At 44.5% G+C, this 18,379-nt stretch carries 17 protein-coding genes; 5 read left to right on the forward strand and 12 right to left on the reverse strand.

What is annotated here, in order from left to right:
• Positions 1 to 39 precede the first annotated feature (39 nt).
• The 6 genes from A2048_07045 to A2048_07070 form a co-directional block, all read right to left on the reverse strand.
• The gene (locus A2048_07045; protein OGP07276.1) at positions 40 to 4,509 is read right to left on the reverse strand and encodes a hypothetical protein; all 4,470 of its coding nucleotides are present in this window, start codon (positions 4,507 to 4,509) and stop codon (positions 40 to 42) included.
• A gap of 14 nt (positions 4,510 to 4,523) precedes the next feature.
• Positions 4,524 to 9,083 carry a hypothetical protein gene (locus A2048_07050; GenBank protein ID OGP07277.1) on the reverse strand — a complete coding sequence of 1,520 codons (4,560 nt, stop codon included), beginning with the start codon at positions 9,081 to 9,083 and terminating at the stop codon, positions 4,524 to 4,526.
• Between the two features lie 32 nt (positions 9,084 to 9,115).
• On the reverse strand, positions 9,116 to 9,619 hold the full coding sequence (locus tag A2048_07055) for a hypothetical protein (protein ID OGP07278.1): 504 nt from the start codon (positions 9,617 to 9,619) through the stop codon (positions 9,116 to 9,118).
• A gap of 216 nt (positions 9,620 to 9,835) precedes the next feature.
• A complete protein-coding gene (locus tag A2048_07060; protein OGP07279.1) occupies positions 9,836 to 10,288 on the reverse strand; it encodes a hypothetical protein in 453 nt (150 codons plus the stop codon).
• Positions 10,289 to 10,433: 145 nt separating this feature from the next.
• Positions 10,434 to 10,682, reverse strand: coding sequence for a hypothetical protein (locus A2048_07065; protein OGP07280.1), 249 nt, complete (start codon positions 10,680 to 10,682; stop codon positions 10,434 to 10,436).
• Positions 10,675 to 10,938 (reverse strand): hypothetical protein, encoded by a 264-nt coding sequence (locus tag A2048_07070; protein OGP07281.1) that lies wholly within the window; start codon positions 10,936 to 10,938, stop codon positions 10,675 to 10,677. Before A2048_07070 ends, A2048_07065 begins: the two co-directional genes overlap by 8 nt.
• Before the next feature lie 272 nt (positions 10,939 to 11,210).
• Here A2048_07070 and A2048_07075 point away from each other — a divergent pair, with 272 nt between their 5' ends.
• Positions 11,211 to 11,516 carry a hypothetical protein gene (locus A2048_07075; GenBank protein OGP07282.1) on the forward strand — a complete coding sequence of 102 codons (306 nt, stop codon included), beginning with the start codon at positions 11,211 to 11,213 and terminating at the stop codon, positions 11,514 to 11,516.
• Positions 11,485 to 11,745 (forward strand): hypothetical protein, encoded by a 261-nt coding sequence (locus A2048_07080; GenBank protein OGP07283.1) that lies wholly within the window; start codon positions 11,485 to 11,487, stop codon positions 11,743 to 11,745. Before A2048_07075 ends, A2048_07080 begins: the two co-directional genes overlap by 32 nt.
• A gap of 59 nt (positions 11,746 to 11,804) precedes the next feature.
• On the opposite strand, the gene A2048_07085 is transcribed toward A2048_07080, so the two are convergent.
• From A2048_07085 to A2048_07105, 5 genes are all read right to left on the reverse strand, one after another.
• Positions 11,805 to 12,011 carry a hypothetical protein gene (locus A2048_07085; protein OGP07284.1) on the reverse strand — a complete coding sequence of 69 codons (207 nt, stop codon included), beginning with the start codon at positions 12,009 to 12,011 and terminating at the stop codon, positions 11,805 to 11,807.
• The gene (locus A2048_07090; GenBank protein ID OGP07285.1) at positions 11,995 to 12,282 is read right to left on the reverse strand and encodes a hypothetical protein; all 288 of its coding nucleotides are present in this window, start codon (positions 12,280 to 12,282) and stop codon (positions 11,995 to 11,997) included. The genes A2048_07085 and A2048_07090 overlap by 17 nt, the downstream gene beginning before the upstream one ends.
• Before the next feature lie 402 nt (positions 12,283 to 12,684).
• Positions 12,685 to 12,927 carry a hypothetical protein gene (locus A2048_07095; GenBank protein OGP07286.1) on the reverse strand — a complete coding sequence of 81 codons (243 nt, stop codon included), beginning with the start codon at positions 12,925 to 12,927 and terminating at the stop codon, positions 12,685 to 12,687.
• Complete coding sequence (locus A2048_07100; GenBank protein OGP07287.1) at positions 12,924 to 13,232, reverse strand: hypothetical protein; 309 nt, start codon at positions 13,230 to 13,232, stop codon at positions 12,924 to 12,926. Before A2048_07100 ends, A2048_07095 begins: the two co-directional genes overlap by 4 nt.
• A 205-nt stretch (positions 13,233 to 13,437) precedes the next feature.
• Positions 13,438 to 15,837 (reverse strand): hypothetical protein, encoded by a 2,400-nt coding sequence (locus tag A2048_07105; protein OGP07288.1) that lies wholly within the window; start codon positions 15,835 to 15,837, stop codon positions 13,438 to 13,440.
• Between the two features lie 214 nt (positions 15,838 to 16,051).
• On the opposite strand from A2048_07105, the gene A2048_07110 reads away from it, so the two are divergent.
• Genes A2048_07110 through A2048_07120 form a run of 3 tightly spaced genes read left to right on the forward strand, consistent with a single transcriptional unit; the run spans position 16,052 to position 16,936 of the window.
• Positions 16,052 to 16,291, forward strand: a complete 240-nt coding sequence (locus tag A2048_07110; protein OGP07289.1) for a hypothetical protein — start codon at positions 16,052 to 16,054, stop codon at positions 16,289 to 16,291.
• 43 nt (positions 16,292 to 16,334) lie between these two features.
• Positions 16,335 to 16,550, forward strand: coding sequence for a hypothetical protein (locus tag A2048_07115; GenBank protein ID OGP07313.1), 216 nt, complete (start codon positions 16,335 to 16,337; stop codon positions 16,548 to 16,550).
• A complete protein-coding gene (locus tag A2048_07120) occupies positions 16,550 to 16,936 on the forward strand; it encodes a hypothetical protein (protein ID OGP07290.1) in 387 nt (128 codons plus the stop codon). Before A2048_07115 ends, A2048_07120 begins: the two co-directional genes overlap by 1 nt.
• Before the next feature lie 88 nt (positions 16,937 to 17,024).
• On the opposite strand, the gene A2048_07125 is transcribed toward A2048_07120, so the two are convergent.
• Positions 17,025 to 18,332: a GTPase HflX gene (locus tag A2048_07125; GenBank protein ID OGP07291.1), complete on the reverse strand. Its 1,308-nt coding sequence runs from the start codon at positions 18,330 to 18,332 to the stop codon at positions 17,025 to 17,027.
• Positions 18,333 to 18,379: the final 47 nt, after the last annotated feature.

Genomic DNA, 18,379 nt, shown 5'->3' on the forward strand with positions numbered 1-18,379 from the left:
AACGAATCCGGTTTAAGTTAACCGGACACTAGTGTCATTTTATAAGGGCCTGAAAAAGGGCCTTGTTGGCCTGAAAGAACTGGGACCGCGAAGGGAAAATGGGGGGGGGCGCATGGAAAAACGGTAGTTTTGCAAGGGGGCACGGTGAGGCGTGCGAAACTGTCCCCGTAGGGGCGCTGCTCCAGCCTGAGGCTGGTCCGCCTCTGGAGGATGCTGCGCCCTGACAGGGATAGGATTCGATCTAAACTCATACTGCGCCCGCAAATCATAGGCTTCACCCGTGGGGGAAACAGAATCGCCGGCCAAAATTCCATTAAGGCTGGCTCTATGTTGGCCAGAGCTATCTTGCTGATGGCCCTGTGCCCCAGCAGCAACCAAAGTTTGAACTCTGTTCCCTCCTTCCGCAGCAGAATCACCAAGCCTTCTGGCCAATGACGAACCTGAAATCACTTGTTCCATGCTTGCATTGGGATCACTGGCACGACCATTTCCATTGCGCCCCTGTTTTTTCCGTAGCTCTTGGTCCAAAGTAAGCTCCACATCAAAAAGCCTCTTGGTGACTTCGCGCATTTTAACAATGAGTATTTTTGTTGAATGAGGAGGCGAGGTGAACATCAATTTGGCTTTATGAAGCATTTTTGCAAAACGTCTGATGGCAAAAACAAGATGTTCTTCCTCATGGTTTCGTGTTGGACCGAGTAATTCACAAAGGGCGGCCACACGCTCTTGCATTACCTTAAAAAGACGATCGACTTCGGGGTAATAACCTGTTTGGGCATTAAAAGTCTCCAATGCCCCATGAAGTTGGTTCAGCCCTACAAAAAGAAATTTTTGGATGGAATACTCAGGTCTGTTTCCAAGCTCATAATGGGTAAGCCATTCATCAACATTTGAACTCTGTGCAATGACAAAATGCGCCATTTTTTTGAGAAACCCTTTATCCAATCCCCACAAGAGGGCATCATCGGCTGTCAAAGGTCGATCTGATCTTATGGGTTCGGAGTAAGGTTTTTTGGTGCTGCCCCTGTGATAATAATTCCAGGCTTTATACGTTAATGGATGAAGAGGAATCCGGTTTTGATCGGCCAAAGCAATCAAAGGCTCAATGGCATTGCGCCCTTCTTGCGCCTCTTTTCCCGTCCAAGCTTTGATACCATCCCGAAATTCATCAAAGCTGACACCTTCTTCTATCCATTGCTGGCTTCGGGCATGGGAAAAGGCTTTCCAAAGAACACTGTCAATGTATCCATCCCGTGCATTACGGGTTCCATCTCCCAGACCGTCATGAAGACCATCCGGATCCCTTCCCTTCTCAATACGCCGCACGAGCTTGGTAAGTCCCGCATGAAATTTGTCGCATTCCCCCATTGCGGCCAGTATTTTCCATTCATCACGAATTTCTCCAAGTTCAACAAGGTGTGGGGGCGCACAGTTTTCGACATCTCTGAAAAGACCTTTGGGGGACCTTAAATGATCGGCAGAAAAACCGAGGTTGTAGTGGGTGAAAAGCCGGGCCATGTCTTCTTCAATAGCCGGTAAAATATCGTTGGTTGCCTTGACTAACTCGGCTTCAAGACGGCTTAAGACAGCCGGATTGGTATAATCAATGTCACTTAGATCAAGAATGCGATCCTGAAATTCACTGGCCAGGCCATAAATTTCATAATTTTTACCAGCCCCACCTCCCATGAGCAAAGCAGCCACTTCAACACTCTGAATAAATTCGATTTCCATCACTTCCCAATCGGCACGTCCATTGTTCATGCGATGGGGAGACATAAGCTTTCGGTATTCTTCCAAGGCTTCTGCCGATCCACCGGCTATAGTCATGTAAGTTTTTCTTCCCGATAGCATATCCTTTGCGTTGAAAAACCCCCCCTCAACGAGAATACGATCGGCCAATTCCTTTTTTCCCCTTCGAACCAAATCACAATAAATTTCCAAGTAGGGAATGCTCCCGGCTCCGTCAAAGGCTTTGGCTGGCATGACAAGGACGGGACAATAGGGCTTCGACACTCCTGTTTCTGATGGTTTTCCCTTCAAGTCAAAAAGGCTCAAGAATTCCTCATCTTTAAAAAGTTCCACAAGTTCTTTGGCTTTCTGATTTAAAAAAATGATGTTGGGCCGATATCTCCTTAAGTAACCGTTACGCATTCGGTTAGGTAAATAATCAATGTCACGTCCGGCATTTTCCCCTTGTGGATTTAGGGGGGTTGTCTCATAAAAATTGGCCACACGATTTGTCCCTAATTCCCTCATTTCCCACACCAGCTCATCGGCAGAGGTGAAGGTTGTCATGCCAAAATCAAGCTGAAGGCCCGTTTCCTGTTGAGCATCATACCCACAATCCATCAGACGACGTTGATGCGCCCAACGGGCATTCATGGCACCTCCACCAATGGACACGGCCTGGTTTTCAGAACTTCGGTCAGCAGGATGGGCTCGTAACCAGCATGAAACAGGGTCGTAATAAGCATAAGCGGCAGGAAGGGGCCTTCCTTGGTTAAGCTTACGCTGTTCTGATTTGATTAATGCGACCAGATCTTTTTGCAGTTGATAAATCAGGGGAATAATGTGAGTGCGCTGGTCTGATTCAACAAGATCGGGCCGGGCACGTTCTAGAATACGGGTGAGATATTTGCCTAGGTGTGTGGGCGCAGCAAGCGGCGCCCCTACGATGTCTGCATGAATATCCCTCATGGCTTCATAGAGTTTTTTCATTTCCGGATGATCAATTAAATACCCCTCAATGACACCGCGGACTCGATCACTTTTCCAAAATGAAGCTGAAGCCGGATCTGCTTCATGACGCAATGAATCGTGTGTAAAAATAGTGTTGTCAATTCTGGAAAGATTTAGACCTGACTGGACAAGTTTGCCATCTCCAAGAAACCCCCTGTGCCATTGAATGACTCGTGGAGGTTCAAGAGTGTTGCCTTTAATCACAAGAACCACTTGTTTGTTTGGATGTTGTTCCACTGCGTGTAGCATTTCTTTCCAAAAGGATTGTGGTGGTTCAAAAAAATCCATTTGGTAGGCATCGATGACAAACTCATAAATACTTGGGTTTGCTTGAAGGGCCGTGTGAATATAATCGGCCAAATCATCCCAAGTGTGAATGCCTGAATTTGTCAAAACATATCGATCCTTATTTTCTACTTTGTGCCATTCATACCGGGCCTTAAAAGAGGCGTGGACGGAACGAGTACCATCAGAAGAGACTACCGCGCTATCAAGCCAAGAGGAAAATCTTGTTTCAGGAGATTTTTTTGTAGCCTCAAAAGTGGGGAACATGCCGTGGCCTTCATCATGCACCTGTATATCGTCTTTACTAAAACCGGCACGGACAAGAAGTTCGATGGTTTGTTCCTTGGTGCGATGAAATGAAAAACGGATCCGGGCCAAGTGCTGATAGATATCAATCTGCAAGCTTAAATCATCATTAGAAATATCATTCCATTCATGATGGGGAGTAATCTGGCTGACCACAAAACTTCCCCCAATTTTAAGGGCACGATAACATTGCCGATAAAATCGAAGCACCTCATCGTCATTTAAATAAGGGGTAAGCCCATGGCTGGTAAGGACATCGGCTTCTTCATGCATGTTCAGTTTGAAAGCATCACGCCACAAAGTACGAAGAGGAACGCCTTGAGAACGGGCAAGTTGGCTAGCGCCAGCAAGAGACGCTGCATCGCGGTCGATGGCGAGAAATTGAATGCCTTGTACGGACGTTGCTCCAGCCTGAGGCTGGTCCGCCTCTGGAGGATGCCGCGCCCCTACACCAATGATTCCCCGCGCATAGCCGCTGGGAACATCAATGACCGTAAGAACATCCAGTTGGTCTTTTCTCCCATCGGTAAGGGCGGTTCGCGAACCGCCCCTACGAATGGTTTTCGTTAACACTCTATTAAAAACCTCAAATCGTTTGAGGGTTCCTACATTTAAGGGAAGTCGGTGCAAAATTTCGTGATCAAGATCTGTTTCATTTGGCGCGCGAGCCAAAACTTCGGGATTAAAACGGTAATCTGAGAAATGTCCATCCAACCCTCCATGGCGCAACAAATAAAGCCCCAGTTCTCCGACGGCCATTTTTTCAGCCAAGGGAAATAATCTTTCGCGATCAGCCACCGAAATAGGGCCGTCTGCAATAGCGGCATCAATGCGTGCTTTTATCCGGGCCAAAACTTGGGCCGGGGTTTCTTCTTGGGTATCGTGGGTACTTAATGTTTCTCTGGGCTTTAAACGGAGTCCAAATCGAGGACCATCGGGAGGGCCAAAAGATTCGTAAAGACGTACGGGGTGTGGTCTAGAGGTCAATAAAGTCGGCTGTTCAGGAGCGGGACGTAAGTCTTCAGGTACTAAGGTGTAACGTGTTTCATCAGAGACTTGCCATTGAAGGGGACTTCCGTTTGATACATTTCCACTTTGAGCCGCTTGAAGAGCGTCTAAATAAGCTTCCCAGTCGGTAGAATAAATTCTAGGTGTTGGATTTGTGCCGTCAGTCATTTTACTTTCTTCTTCTATCTTCCCACTCTAAACATTGTTTTAAACCCCTGCCCCATCACTCCACGCCCGAATAAAGACATTCTCCCGGATCGAAACATCGGTGCGGGTCGTACGGGCTGTACGGGCGCATCTCGTGTTCGCCCATTAACGGGAACGATGCCCTGAGAGCGAACACGAGATGCGCCCTTACCTATCGCCCCCATCTCACTTCCAAATTCTTCAAAATCGCACCCAGTCTCAAGAACGGCTATTCCGGCTTTATCAAACAGGGGGCTGGGAGCTAGAGGTAGCTTTTTTCTAGCTTCGGCAGAGGGATCAAAATGTTTCGTATTAAATCCCCCTCTTTCCCCCTTTAATAAAGGGGGACGTAAGGGGGATTTTTTCGCCACAAACCCATGCCGAGCCGTATTTTTACTGATGAGGCGGTGCTCGGTAAGGCTTTGGAATACAATTTCCTCCTCGGCAAAAATATCGTGGGGATTAATGATGTTGCGGATGAAATTCTGGCCTGGGGCCATGACCGTTGAGGCTTTAAGAATGCGGGCGTCTGCATCTTTTTTATTGGCAAAGCCAATCCAACGCACATTGTGCGAGCTGGCCATTTCAGTTAAGGCTTCATCGTTTTCAGGGTGGGGAACAAAGCGGATATTTTGTCCACTGTTGGTGGAAGCAACCAAACTCTTAAGTCTGACGATGTCAGACTTGTCGGACCTGTCTGACGGGTCGGAATGGTCTGACGAATAAGACACCGTTACATCGTTGCCTGCGGCCAGGGCCATACCTAAAAGGGCGCTTACTTCGGCCAAACTCGAATTTTTTCCAAAAACGATCCACCCATGGCCACGGGCGCCATAAATAAGCCGGTTTTCTTCACCCAAAATATCGGGCTGACGAATTTCAGGGTTTGCCATACGGGCTTCTGCACGTTTGGCAACTCTTCTAAAAACATTTTGCGCACTCATATCCCCGGCAAAATTTTTCAATTCAAGTTCTTGCGTGCTTTCCATGGTGACAAATTGTTTTAAATAATGGGGTCCCCCTGCCTTGGAACCGGCAATGCCGGAAAGATTGATTCCACCAAAATCATGCCGTCCTACAATGGCTCCCGTAATATTGCGATTGATGTACAAATTGCCGACGCGAATCCATTTGCCCTCGGCTAATTCTTCAGCACTTGGCGACCGGGTGATAATTCCACCGGTAAGCCCATACTTGGAAAGCTGAGCCAAAATCATGGCTTCTTCCAAAGTGTCCACACGGGTGAGGGCCAGAACCGGTCCGAAATTTTCATCCTGAAAGATTTCGCTGCACCATTGTTCGGGAGGAATTTCAAAAATGGTAGGGTTGATGAAATGGCCGGATTTTTGACCCACCGCAGGACTCGACCGCCCTTCGACTACGCTCAGGGACCGGTCGCTGAGCGGAGTCGAAGCGATATTTCTACCATCCAACAACAACACTCCCTGATTCTCCTTCACAACCCGCCCAATCAACGCCATCAAACGATCATGGGCTTCTTTGTCGATAACGGGGCCTGAAGCATTTCCAAAATCACGCACATCCCCAAATTTTAAATCCCGCGCCGCCTTGATCAAACGCTCAATCTGCTTGCGAACATGGTCTTCATCCCCCACAAAAATAAGCCGGTCGAGCGCCGAACATTTTTGTCCGGAGAAGCCAAACTTGGATTGAAGAATATATTTCACCACATCATCGGGATGCGCGTCGCGGTCGATGATCATGGTATTTTTTCCACCCATTTCGGCAATCACATTCACGCCGCGTGGCATGGCTTCGGCATAAATTTTGTTGTAGCCAACATCAAAGGAACCGGTGAAGACCACGGATTTGACGTCAGGGTTTTGGACCAAGGCCTTCCCTACAACCCCGTCCCCTGAAACATAATTGATGGCTCCGGCAGGAACACCGCCCTTACGAAGAATATCGTTTAAGAGAGCCCCGATCAGGGGTGTTTGTTCTGCAGGTTTCATGACCACCGTGTTTCCTGTAACCAGGGCGGCGGCCACCATACCGGTCAAAATGGCGAGCGGGAAATTCCAGGGGGCAATCACGGCAGTGACCCCACGGGGTTTGATAAGAGCGGGATTTTCATTGGTGAGCTTGACCGCTTCACGAGCGTAATACTCCAAAAAGTCAATGGCCTCAGCCACATCGGCATCGGCTTCACGCACGATTTTGCCGGATTCAAGCATGATAAGGGCCGTAAGCTCCGCTTTTTGTTGTCGCATGAGAGCAGCGCTCTTCAGAAGTGCCATCGCTCTTGTTTCTACATCCACTTTTTCCCAGCTTTTAGCATGTTGCTTGGCCAGGCTTACAGCGTGATTGGCATCTTCCGGATTTCCCTTGGAAACACTTCCCAAAACTTCATCGGGATTGGAAGGGTTGGTAACAAGCATCCGTTGGTTTGCACCATCTAGGTGAATGGGTTGGTACTCGGCCAAGGCCCGTTTTATTTTTTCTAATTCTTCTTCACGCGAAAAATCGGTGAGGGGTTCATTGACAAAAGGATCGGCAAGTGAAGTGACTTGTTCAGGATGAGCCACCCTATCCCTATGGCCATGCCACAGATTGGGCGTACGTGGATTTTGCATAAGGGTGTCGAAGTCAACGCCCTGGCGGCTCATGTTTAAAAATGATTGTTGAGAGGCATTTTCCAAAATGCGGCGGGCCAAATAAGCCATGCCGGTAAACAAGCTTCCCACCGGTGTGTAAATACGATGACGGATTTTTTCACGAACCAGATTCCGTCGGACCTGTGGATCGTTTAAACCAAAGAGCTCCTGAAGTTCAGTCGCCACACCTCGTGCGCGTGCATGGGCAATGGCATAGGAAAGAGAACGAACATTGTGGGAGCCAATAGCGGCCCGGAGGGAACCCGCTTTGTTATACAACACATCGATAAGCCGTTCAAAATTGGCATCACTCATCTGTTTTTTGGGGAAAACCGAGTGTGGTAAACCGCGTTGGGAGGCTTGCATTTCTTCATAATCCCAATAAGCTCCCTTTACCAAACGGATGAGGATGCTCTCCCCACCCCCGGCTGCCCTACGTGCTTTGGACCAACTCGCCAAATCATTGATGATGGCTTCTGCATCCTTTAAATATCCTTGCACCACCACACCCACGTTCTCCATTTGCTTGTATTCATCTTCCATCAACACTTCTTTGAGAATTTTGTAGGTGAGATCGCGGTATTCAAACTGCTCCAAATCAATGGTTAAACCGACTTTGATGCCCTTGTCTTCGTGGGCCTGAATTTTATCTAAAACCAAGCAAAGACGTTCTTTTACAGCGGATGCCGTACCTTCGGGGTCTTCAGGTTTCCATTGCGAATAAAGGGAGGAGAGTTTCAACGAAATTTCAAAATCGTACTGGTTTTTGGCGGCAAAAACAGGATGAGAATATTCAATTTCTTGTTGTTGGCGTGAAGCCGCGATCAATTTTTTATCCGCGGCCATGGTGTCGATCAAATCAAGGTAGGTTTGGAGATATTTCTGGGCTTCTTCTTCGTTTGTTGTGGCTTCTCCTAAAATATCAGCAATGATCCCCTGCCCTTCCTTGGCCATTTGCCGCATGCGCGGGAGAGCTTCTGGGCCTGTGGCCCCAGCGATAAATTGCTTGGCCATTATAGTGACGGCCCCTCTCACTATGCCTGCCTCGATGGAGCCGGCATAACCTTCTTGCGCAGCGGCCTCCAAAGAGGTGGCAACAAATTTTCTTGTGACCTTTGTAATTAAGTATTTCAGGATACCGGTTTTAGATGATCCTGGCGCAACAGGAAGTAATTTTTCCAATTTTGAAATTTGTTCTCGAGTAAAATATTCCCGAAGATGCCCAAAAATAAGATCGGGGTCATCCTGAATTTCAGGGAGCACATCCACAAAACGCATGAAAGCATTTAAAAGCTCTTCATCCCCCGTCATGATGTCTTGTTGCAACTTAAGAAAAGATTGCCACCAATCAGCAGGTTTTAAAGAGAATTTCTTTTTTGCCAGGGCTAATCCAATTTTTTTTGTTTCAGATTCCAAGCTGTCTTCAGAAACGCCCAAAGCGTTGCGAAGAAAGTTTCTTTTTTCGAGGGCATCCGTAAGAACGTCCTGAGGAACTTCTTCTTTTAAGACCAAAGCCCTCAAATCCTGGCGCTGATCTAACCAGTATTCATGTTCGGGCCCTAGAACTTCATCCAAGGTACCCAGTAATCTTGAAACAGTTTGTCGCACACCCGAATCATCCCACTTGGTGCTGGTTTCTTTTAGATACCAGGGAATAATGGCTTCATAATCTTCACAGAACCTTTGATATTGACGCAGAGCTAGGGGGAGAACACCAAGGGATTGGCGATATTGATCAAATCCAACCCCATTGGATAGCCCTAAAACCCGAAAACGTCTTCGAACGGTGGCTTCGTTTCTTTCCAGTAATTGTTGAAGCGCCAAACGTTTTCCCTCATCCCCATCCGTTGGGGGCTGAATTTGTTCACGCCCAAAGCTTCCATCGGAAAGAAAGGAATCATAGAGTTGACTTGTGGCTTGGCCTGTATTTCCGATGCCCATAAAACACTCCTGTTGGCTTAGGATTTTACATCTTATCTTCGCGCCAGAAAAGTGCGGGCGGAGGAAAAGGCCAAGGAAGATCTCCAAGACACTGGCCGACCAATAAAAAGCCCATGTCGCGCCAAATGGGCGCCACGACTTGGGCCATGTAAGGGAGTGCTGCCTATTTTGGATGGAGAAGGTAAGGGAGAAGCTGGTTCCATGGGAACTAAAACATCACTAGAAAAATTTGGGGCCAGGTCATAGACCGATACATCTCCAACGTCCGCAATGGTTCGCCCCGTGTTTCTCCTGGCTTTTTCTTTTTCTTCTTTTATTCTTTCTTCTTCTCTTCTTCTTACTGAACCGGTGTCTTCGGCAATGGTACCTTCAATCCCATCTCCATTTTCCCTTCTACGGGATCCATTATCTCCAACAGGAGAATGCATTTCCATCCATTGGTCAAGAATACCATCCAAAGTAAGCTCTTCTTGCCCTTCTTGAGGAAGGGGCCAATCCCATAATGCAAACCCAGGTAAAGAAATCTCTGAAATCATAAAAATTCACCTCATTAAATAATGTTGGAATAATAAAAAGAAGCTAAAATTCGACCTGACCTTTCCCCTAAAACCTTTTGGCCTACCTAGGCAATTTTATTTTTAAGTTCAAGGAGTTTTTAAAGGATATTGAAACTTATGTGGGAGGTATGGTTAGGGGAGGATTTTTTCTCGTTCCCATAACCCTGAAGGTATGGGAACGAGAAAAAAAATGGCTTAATTTTTCACATCGACCCAAATTTTCATCTTATCGGCATTGGCTGTTGTTTTGTGAGTATACCAATCCCAATAGCTAAGCTTGGCGCGCATTTTATCCTGCACAAAGCTTACACGCTTCCAGGCCAGGTCGTTCTTATCAGCGCTGGCTTCGATATGGACATCGACATCATTGGCAATGGTTGATTCCAGACCCTTTTTCCAATCGACAAGGTATTTGATGATTTTATCCAGATCGCAGGTGGTTTTGTTATCTGTTTTTGAATCAGCGAAAGCACAATTTTCCTTTTTGATTTTATCATTGATGGAAGCTTCAATGCTGGCCCCGGCCACCTTGCTTGAAGTCTTGATGCCTTGATTGGCATTGGAGTTTCCTGTGTTAATGTTAAAAGCATGGGCGTTAAGTCCATAACCGACAAAAACCGCCGCCATAAATGTACTGATTTTCTTCATTATATTTCTCCTTTAAGTGTGATGTTGATTTAAAATCTGACAAAATGTCTCACATTTACAGGTGCGCCTAAAATCTTTTTTGATTTTTTGACATGATGCCCATGATTTTCAAGCCCTTGGTCGCGTGCCTGGCACCATGACTTCATTAAGCGGCAAAACGGTGAAGGATTTCAGAGATAAAAGTTTGATAAGCGATACCCAGCTTTTTGGCTTTTTGCTTTAACCGTTCTAGATCGTTAGTATTAACCCTTATACTTAACAGGGCGTCTTTTTTTCTGTTTGCTATTGCTTGGGCGATACTTGAAAATTCAGCTGGTGTTGCTGGGCGGTATTTCCCCTTGATTAAATCCATCTCAATGCTTTTTTCATATTTGTTCAATTTTATTTTATCCATTTAATTTTCCCTCCTTCCACATTTTTGTATATTTCCGACTTGGAAAAAGCGTTTTTAGGAATATCTCTTCCCGCTGCATGACACAGGGGACAACCCAGATGTAATTCTTATGTTCAAATAGCAAGACTTTCTGGTTTTTTCTCATTGGATGAGTCATAATTCCAACCATTTTTGACTGAATAATTTCCTCAAAAGAAACTCCCCGTTTTTCTTTGAGCTGCCTACTTTTTTCCAAATCCCAGCGTATCTCTTTCATTGCTTATGAAATGTAATACATTTTGTATGTCTACTGCAACACTATTTTCTCATCCCCCCCCTTTATCAGCCAAAGGCTAATCCGGAGGAAGATTTTCCCCATGCAAATTTTAAAACTTGAATATTGTAAAGACCCGACCCCCCAACTCTGTTCTGCTACCCATGATTTTCAAGCCCTTGGCCGCGTGCCTGACCCCATCCGCCGGGGCCGAACAAATACTACAAAATAAAACTTGATATATTGTATATATATTTTTAGAATACCTTTGGAATATGAATCTCATATATAATGGCTTTGAATGGGATAAAGGAAATACCGATAAAAGTTTTCTAAAACACGGGGTTTCTTGCGAGGAAGCTGAACAAATATTTGGTCTGGATCCTTTTATTTTTGAGGATTCCAAACATAGTACGCTACAGGAAAAAAGATTCATTGCATTGGGAGAAACTATTTCGGCAAAACTGTTATTTATTGCTTTTACATTAAGAAAAAATCTCCTTCGCATTATCAGCGCAAGGCCAATGAGCCAAAAAGAAAGGACATGGCATGAAAACCAAAGAAAAAAAGAAAGTTTCTGATGCCCAAGTGGCCAATTACTGGGCAAGCCATGATGCCACTGATGTTTTGGATTTAAACAATGCCCCGCGGGTTAATGCTATTTATGAGCCCCCCGTGCAATCCATTTCACTACGTCTGCCCCTGCCTTTACTCACAAAAATAAAACGGGTAGCTGCAAACATGGACATTGCTTATCAAGCTCTTATTAAGATTTGGCTGAATGAAAAAGCGAAAGAAGTGATGAAATAATAATTCTCCATAACTTTCATTCCCCTGCCCGTGTGCCTGGCACCATGACTTTTACTTTGCTATGGCTGAATGACAAGTTGGCCGTCTTCGGCTGCAAATTTCTTCAGGGTTAAGTTGATGAGGGTTTGATAAGGAATACCGCATCGTTTGGACATCTTTTGGTAAAATTTTAATACATCTTCATCCAAACGAATTGTTTTTTGAATTTTGTGAGAACGATAAAATTTGCCACGCACTCCCTTTGAAAAATCATATTCCTTTTTCATATTGTTCAATTTCCCTTCGTGTTGCCAAACGGGCTGAGATGATACGGATCAACTCTTCTCCGTTGGTAATTTCAATATAAGTGTGAACCACAATCAAGGTTTTCCCATGAGGGGTGTGCCCCATGGTGATCCATCTTTCCTGATCGCCTGACTTTTTGTCCAAAACAGACAAATGCAAAGGGTCATCAAATACAGTTTGTGCCATTTCGAACGAGACATGGTGTTTTTTGATATTTGATTCAGCCTTCTTAGCGTCCCATGAAAACAACATTGTAGCTACAGTATAATGAAATAGAATTCAATGACAATGGAATATTTTTGTGAGTGATTTACTTGCTCATTCTATCCAACCAGAGACTTGACCCCTTGATTTCCTTTTAAACAATGCCCCGCGGGTTAATGCTATTTATGAGCCCCCCGTACAATCCATCTCACTACGCCTGCCTCTGCCTTTGCTCACAAAAATAAAACGGGTAGCTGCAAACATGGACATCGCTTATCAAGCTCTTATTAAGATTTGGCTAAATGAAAAAGCGAAAGAAGTGATGAAATAACACCCCCCGATAACTTTCATATCCCAGGCCCGCGTGCATGCAAAAAGTCATGGTGCAAAGTCATGTTACTTACTCATTCTATCCAACCAGAGACCCCTTGGCTTTTTGGCTGACCCCTTTCAAGCGGCAATTGAAATAACAGGAATGGCCACCATTTTAGAAGGTTTGTGGCATTTGGAAGCTTCTTTTTCCAATTTTTTTGAAATTTTGGCAGTCAGGAATTTTTCTCCGCACTGGGTGCATATCCCGGTAGGAACATTTTCCATAATAAAAAGCTGGCCATGATAACGATAATCCACCCTGTCGTGTTTTTCCAGAATATGCCCTCCACAATACATACAATCACCATAATTGTTTTTCATTTTTTATTCCTTTCCGTTGTATTTTTCCATTTGGGCAATGTCGGCTTGTACACGGTTATAATCACAAGCTTGTCTTGTTTATTTTTACCACACACAATGTGAATGGCCTGGTTTTTGGAGTACCCATAAACCAGACTTGACTTGCCACGAGGATCCTCAGGATACGTTTCTAAAATCTTGCCCTTAGTAAGGGCTTTTTCCACATCAGCAATTTCCAGGTTATCATTGCGCCTTTCTACATCGGCATGCATGCTCCATAAATAATCACCGCTCAGGATTTTTTTTCGTATCCACGAAATATTCATCGCCACTTAATGTAGCATGGGTGACTCAAACAACGAAACAGATTTCTTTTTCTTGAGGTAAAAGGAGGATTCAGGGATATTTTTCCCATGCAATTTTTAAAACCTGAATATTGTAAAGACCCGACCCCCAAGAACGATTTGCTATCCAACCAGAGACCCCTTGGCTTCTCCTTGGCTTCTTAGCTTACCTTGGCTACCTAAGATATTAATCCCCCCAATTTTGCCAAGCATGCCAGGCATTATCCGCATAACCTAAGATAACCACAAAATCTTCAAGCATTTCAGTTCCATCAGCATTCAAAGGATGTGAAACTTGGTAGCAACCAACATCGGGCCGATGACCACGCTGACGGCCAGTGATGTCATTTTGGGGGCCTTCGTTAACCGCAAATGATAGGCCATTATTAAATCTATTGCCCCCATCAGGCTTGAAATCTTCATCCAACAATTCATCTAACTGGTCCAATCTTTTGCTGGTACGATTAATGTTGGCAACATTCCCATTTACGTCTTTAATGCTCTGGGCAAAATTCGTATCAAATATATTATTAGATTCGGTAAAAACTCTCCCTGGAAAAAGAGCGTAAGAAGGTTCGTGATTGTTCGTTGATACGAAAAGGTTACTTTGGACCCTATTTGGTGTTTGATCCCTGTTGCCTGTAATCAACCATACACAGGGTTCTTGGGAAGCTATTGGAGAAACAGAATCAACATCCCCTTTCACAAGGGTATTGGCAAGCAAATCTACCTTGTTTGCCGCAACAAGCACGCATCGCGGTAATTGGGGAACACCATTAAGACCCACGGTAATTAAGTTTGTATCAATAACTACATTATCACTACCAGCATCTATTTTAACTCCAATGAAACGATGCATTAGATCGTCATTCCGGTTAAATTGGGCTGGGCCATCGATATTAATGATATTCTTAGAAACAACGACTCCAATTTTTTTTCTCCAATAGTTTTCATCATTAGCTGAACTTGGTAGGGCTACACTTCTAATTCCAACCGAACTTTCCGTGTTAAAACCATTTGTAGGAGAAGATTGTACGTAAATTTTATTTGAAACAATTTGAGGCCTATTAATATTTCGATACAGGGAAGCGTTTTGATTTTCTGGGGCCTGACAAGATTCGATACTGATACCATGTGATTCGTATTTTGCTGATGTCACATTTATAAAATTGCCTTTTAAAAGGGGTTTAACCGTAGCACCCCGCTCCAAACATCTGATTTGAACGCCAATTTTTCTAGAAATGTCATTTTCAGAATCTGGAATATCAATTTTGTTATTTTCAATTACCGTTTCAATTTCACCAGCTCTTTGTTGGCTTGTTAAAGCAATTCCGACAACCGGCAAAGTTGTTGGAATAAATCCATCATTTCGATTCTGATCTCTTGGGTCAGGACCTCTAAGGCTATTGGAACTAGCCACAACTCTGTTGCTGACGAAATGCGGGTTGGAATCGACAATCAGTACAGTCGCATTCTCATCTTCTACTAGCTGCGTAGCCTCAAGATGTAATGCTTTAATAGTTGCATCAGCTGTTACAGTTAGAACAGAACCAGAAGGTACGGTTAACATGACTCGTGGCAATGGCACACGATCTAGCTCTTCACCAACTTCATTAATTTCTCTAAGATTAATTCTTTCTGAACAATTGTGACCCACACATTTGATTCCTTGAATTTTGATAACCCGACTTACTGTGATCTTTTCATTTTCACAAGAATAACCTTCTAGAACATTAATCACACGAATACTTCTGTCTCTTGAAGTTCTATCGAGAGCCTTTTTAAGTGAATTATAGGGTTTTCTAAAGCTACCATCGAGCTCGGCTTCATCTTGACCACCCTCCAGTGTATTGCATTCTCCTCCAGTTACATATTTGACACCATCATCTGGATTTCTATCGCAAATATCACCAGCACCATCCCCATCCATATCCGTTTGATCAAAATTAACTTCATCCGGGCAATTATCGCTACCATCAGCAATAATATCCCTATCCCTATCATTCCCCGCTTGATCCCCACCACAGGCACTTCCAACCATGGCTCTATAATCAGGATTACCGGGTGTCCCTTGCTCTGGGTTGGGTTCCAAGGGGCAGTTATCGCAGGCATTGCGGCCAGCTCGGTGGGCGGCCAGTTCTTCATTGCTAAAGCTTCCATCGTGGTTTGAGTCTAAATTGGCACAAGAACCAAGGCCTGCAACGGGATTGATAAAACCATCCTGGTCGGGGTCACAGTCTTCGGTCATTCTTTTATTGCGAACATCGGTATCATCTTGATCGCAAGGATGGGAGGTGCGCGTAGCATCCAAGAAAGTGGCAGGGATTCCATCGCCATCACAGTCTTTGCGGTCTCCACTGGGGCAATTGGCAGCAGGGTCTTCTTCCTCTTCACAGTCAATTCCCAAAAAATCATCACACGCACCGGCTCCACCATCATCTCCATCAAAAAAATCATCATCGTTATTATCATCATTTGAATTACCGCCACCGCCTCCACCGCAATTGTTTAAACCTGCCAAGGCCAAAAAAACCAAGGCCAGAAGGATTAGGTTTACTTTGATATATTTTTTAATACATGCATCCATAAATGGGTCACCCCTTACCGAGGGTAAATGCAAGACTAATGCCAGGAAGTGATATTATAAGTAATTGATTCTATTATGATTATAAGTTATGAGTTATGAGTTATGAGTTATGGGAGGTATGTTATTGAGATGAAACTGGGGGGTTGGGGCCACAAGGGGGTGACTTGTCGCTAGTTGCTCCTCGCTCGTAGGAGTGGAGAGATCAAATTTAATTATGAAAACGATGGCTGTATCCAAATTTAAGGCAACATGTTTAAAAGTGCTTTCTCAAATAAAAGTAAGCGGTGAAACTCTTGTCATTACTAAAAATGGACATCCTCTGGCCTTGATTACTCCCCCGCCCCCGATCAAGAAAAAGCATTCATTATTTGGAACCATGAAACAAGAGATGAAGATAGAGGGTGATATTATGGCTCCCTTGGGCACGGATGATTGGGATGTTTTCAATAGGTAAAAAAACCATTGCCCCATACGATACTGTATCGTATATTAAGCAAATGAAAGTAACAGCACTTATTGCCGATCCGCTTATTAAGGATGTAACCCGCTATGCCCATGGCAAAAATCTCACGGAATCCCTGGTCATCGTTCTTAAGGAATGGGTGGCCCTCAAAAAAATAAAAAGACTCAATCAAAGCCTTCAGAGCAGGCCCCTCCAATTTAAAAAAGCATACTCAGCTAAAATCATAAGGGCCATAAACAGAAAAAAATGATGATTCTTGTTGATACTTCCATTTGGATTGAATTCCTTAAACTTAACAGGAATGTTTTTGATCTGTTCAATCATGAAATGGAGCAGCAAAATATCGTGGTTACGGAATGTGTTTTTGGAGAATTGCTTCAAGGAGCAAAAAATAAGCGAGAAAGAAAAATCATTCTTGAATATTGGAACAATCTCCCCAAAAAGGATGAAAAAAATTTATGGCTGGATGCAGGTAACTTATCGGGCCAAAAAAAATATTTTGCCAAAGGTATTGGGCTTATTGACACATTTCTTATTGCTTTTGCCAGACGACATAAGGTTCAAATATGGACATTGGATAAAAAACTGATGTCGGTACTTTCAGTATCGGAAACATACCAAACAAATCTCCTATAACATCCCCTGTAAAGGCAATGGTTCGACGGAGAGCTTCAGCCAGAGGCTGATCCGTCCTTTGGCGGACACCATGTCCACATGAGAATATTCATCCCAATTTATTCAACCATTTCTCCGGCAGGGCCACGGTTACGTAAGCTCCTTTCGTGGTGTTTTTGACTTTGTGGACGTGGCCATGGGTGTAAAGTTGAGACAATTTGGCTCCGTAAGGATGGGGCAAAAATAATTCTGTTGTTTTTAGATTTTCTTGCAGCGTGGTGTCGATGGCTTGAAGGAGTTGGGGGACGCCAACTCCGGTGAGGGCACTAAGGAAAAGGGGATTGTTAAAATCCCCCTCTGCTCCCCCTTTTTTAAAGGGGGACGTAATTCGGGGACTGTTATTTTCCCCCTTTAAAAAAGGGGGATTAAGGGGGATTTTTTCAATTCGATCCATCTTATTGCGAACCGTTATCATTGGAAGATGGTTTAATTTTAATTCCTCCAAAACCTGATTGACTACTTTGATCTGGTCTTTGTAGTGCGGGCGCGATCCATCAACTACATGAAGCAAAATGGCTGACTGACGCACTTCTTCAAAAGTTGATTTGAAAGCTTCCACCAATTGATGGGGCAAATTGCGGATAAACCCTACCGTATCCGAAACAAGAACTTTTCTTCCCGATGGCAAACTGATCCGTTTGGTTTTGGGGTCAAGGGTGGCAAAAAGTTTGTCTTCGGCTAAAACATTGGCTTCGGTTAATTTGTTGAACAAGGTGCTTTTGCCGGCGTTGGTGTATCCAACCAATGTAATGGTGGGAATGGGCAAGGTCGCCCGCTTTTTACGATGAATTTCACGGGAGCGTTCCACTTTTTTAAGATCATTTTTAATATGCGTGATGCGTTCGCGGACGCGACGACGGTCGACTTCCAACTGGGTTTCTCCCGGTCCACGCAACCCCACCCCACCCCCTCGTTGCTTGGAAAGATGGGTCCAGGCCCCCACCAAACGGGGATACAGATACTGATATTGGGCCAATTCGACTTGAAGCTTGCCTTCCTTTGATTTGGCATGAAGCGCAAAAATATCCAGGATAAGGCTGGTGCGGTCGATGACATGAATTCCCCACGCTTCTTCAAGTGCCTTGTTTTGGGAAGGCGCCAAATTGACATCAAAAATGACAAGATCGCATCCTAACAATTTTAACTTTTCTCCTATTTCTTCAATTTTCCCTTTACCAATGAATGTAGCTGCCGAAATTTGCCTCACTTCGACCATTTGCGATGCGGCAATGATAACCCCTGAGGTTTGGGCCAAAGCATTCAATTCATCCAAAGACTCAAGAGCCGTTTCTTTGCGTTGAAACGATGTGATAAGCCCAATGAGATAGGCTGTTTCTTGTTTTTGGGAACGGATCATTTGAATTGCATCCTAGTATTGGACATGGTGAGTTCATCGAACCATGA

The sequence above is a fragment of the Deltaproteobacteria bacterium GWA2_45_12 genome (assembly GCA_001797365.1).
Classification (GTDB): domain Bacteria; phylum UBA10199; class UBA10199; order UBA10199; family UBA10199; genus UBA10199.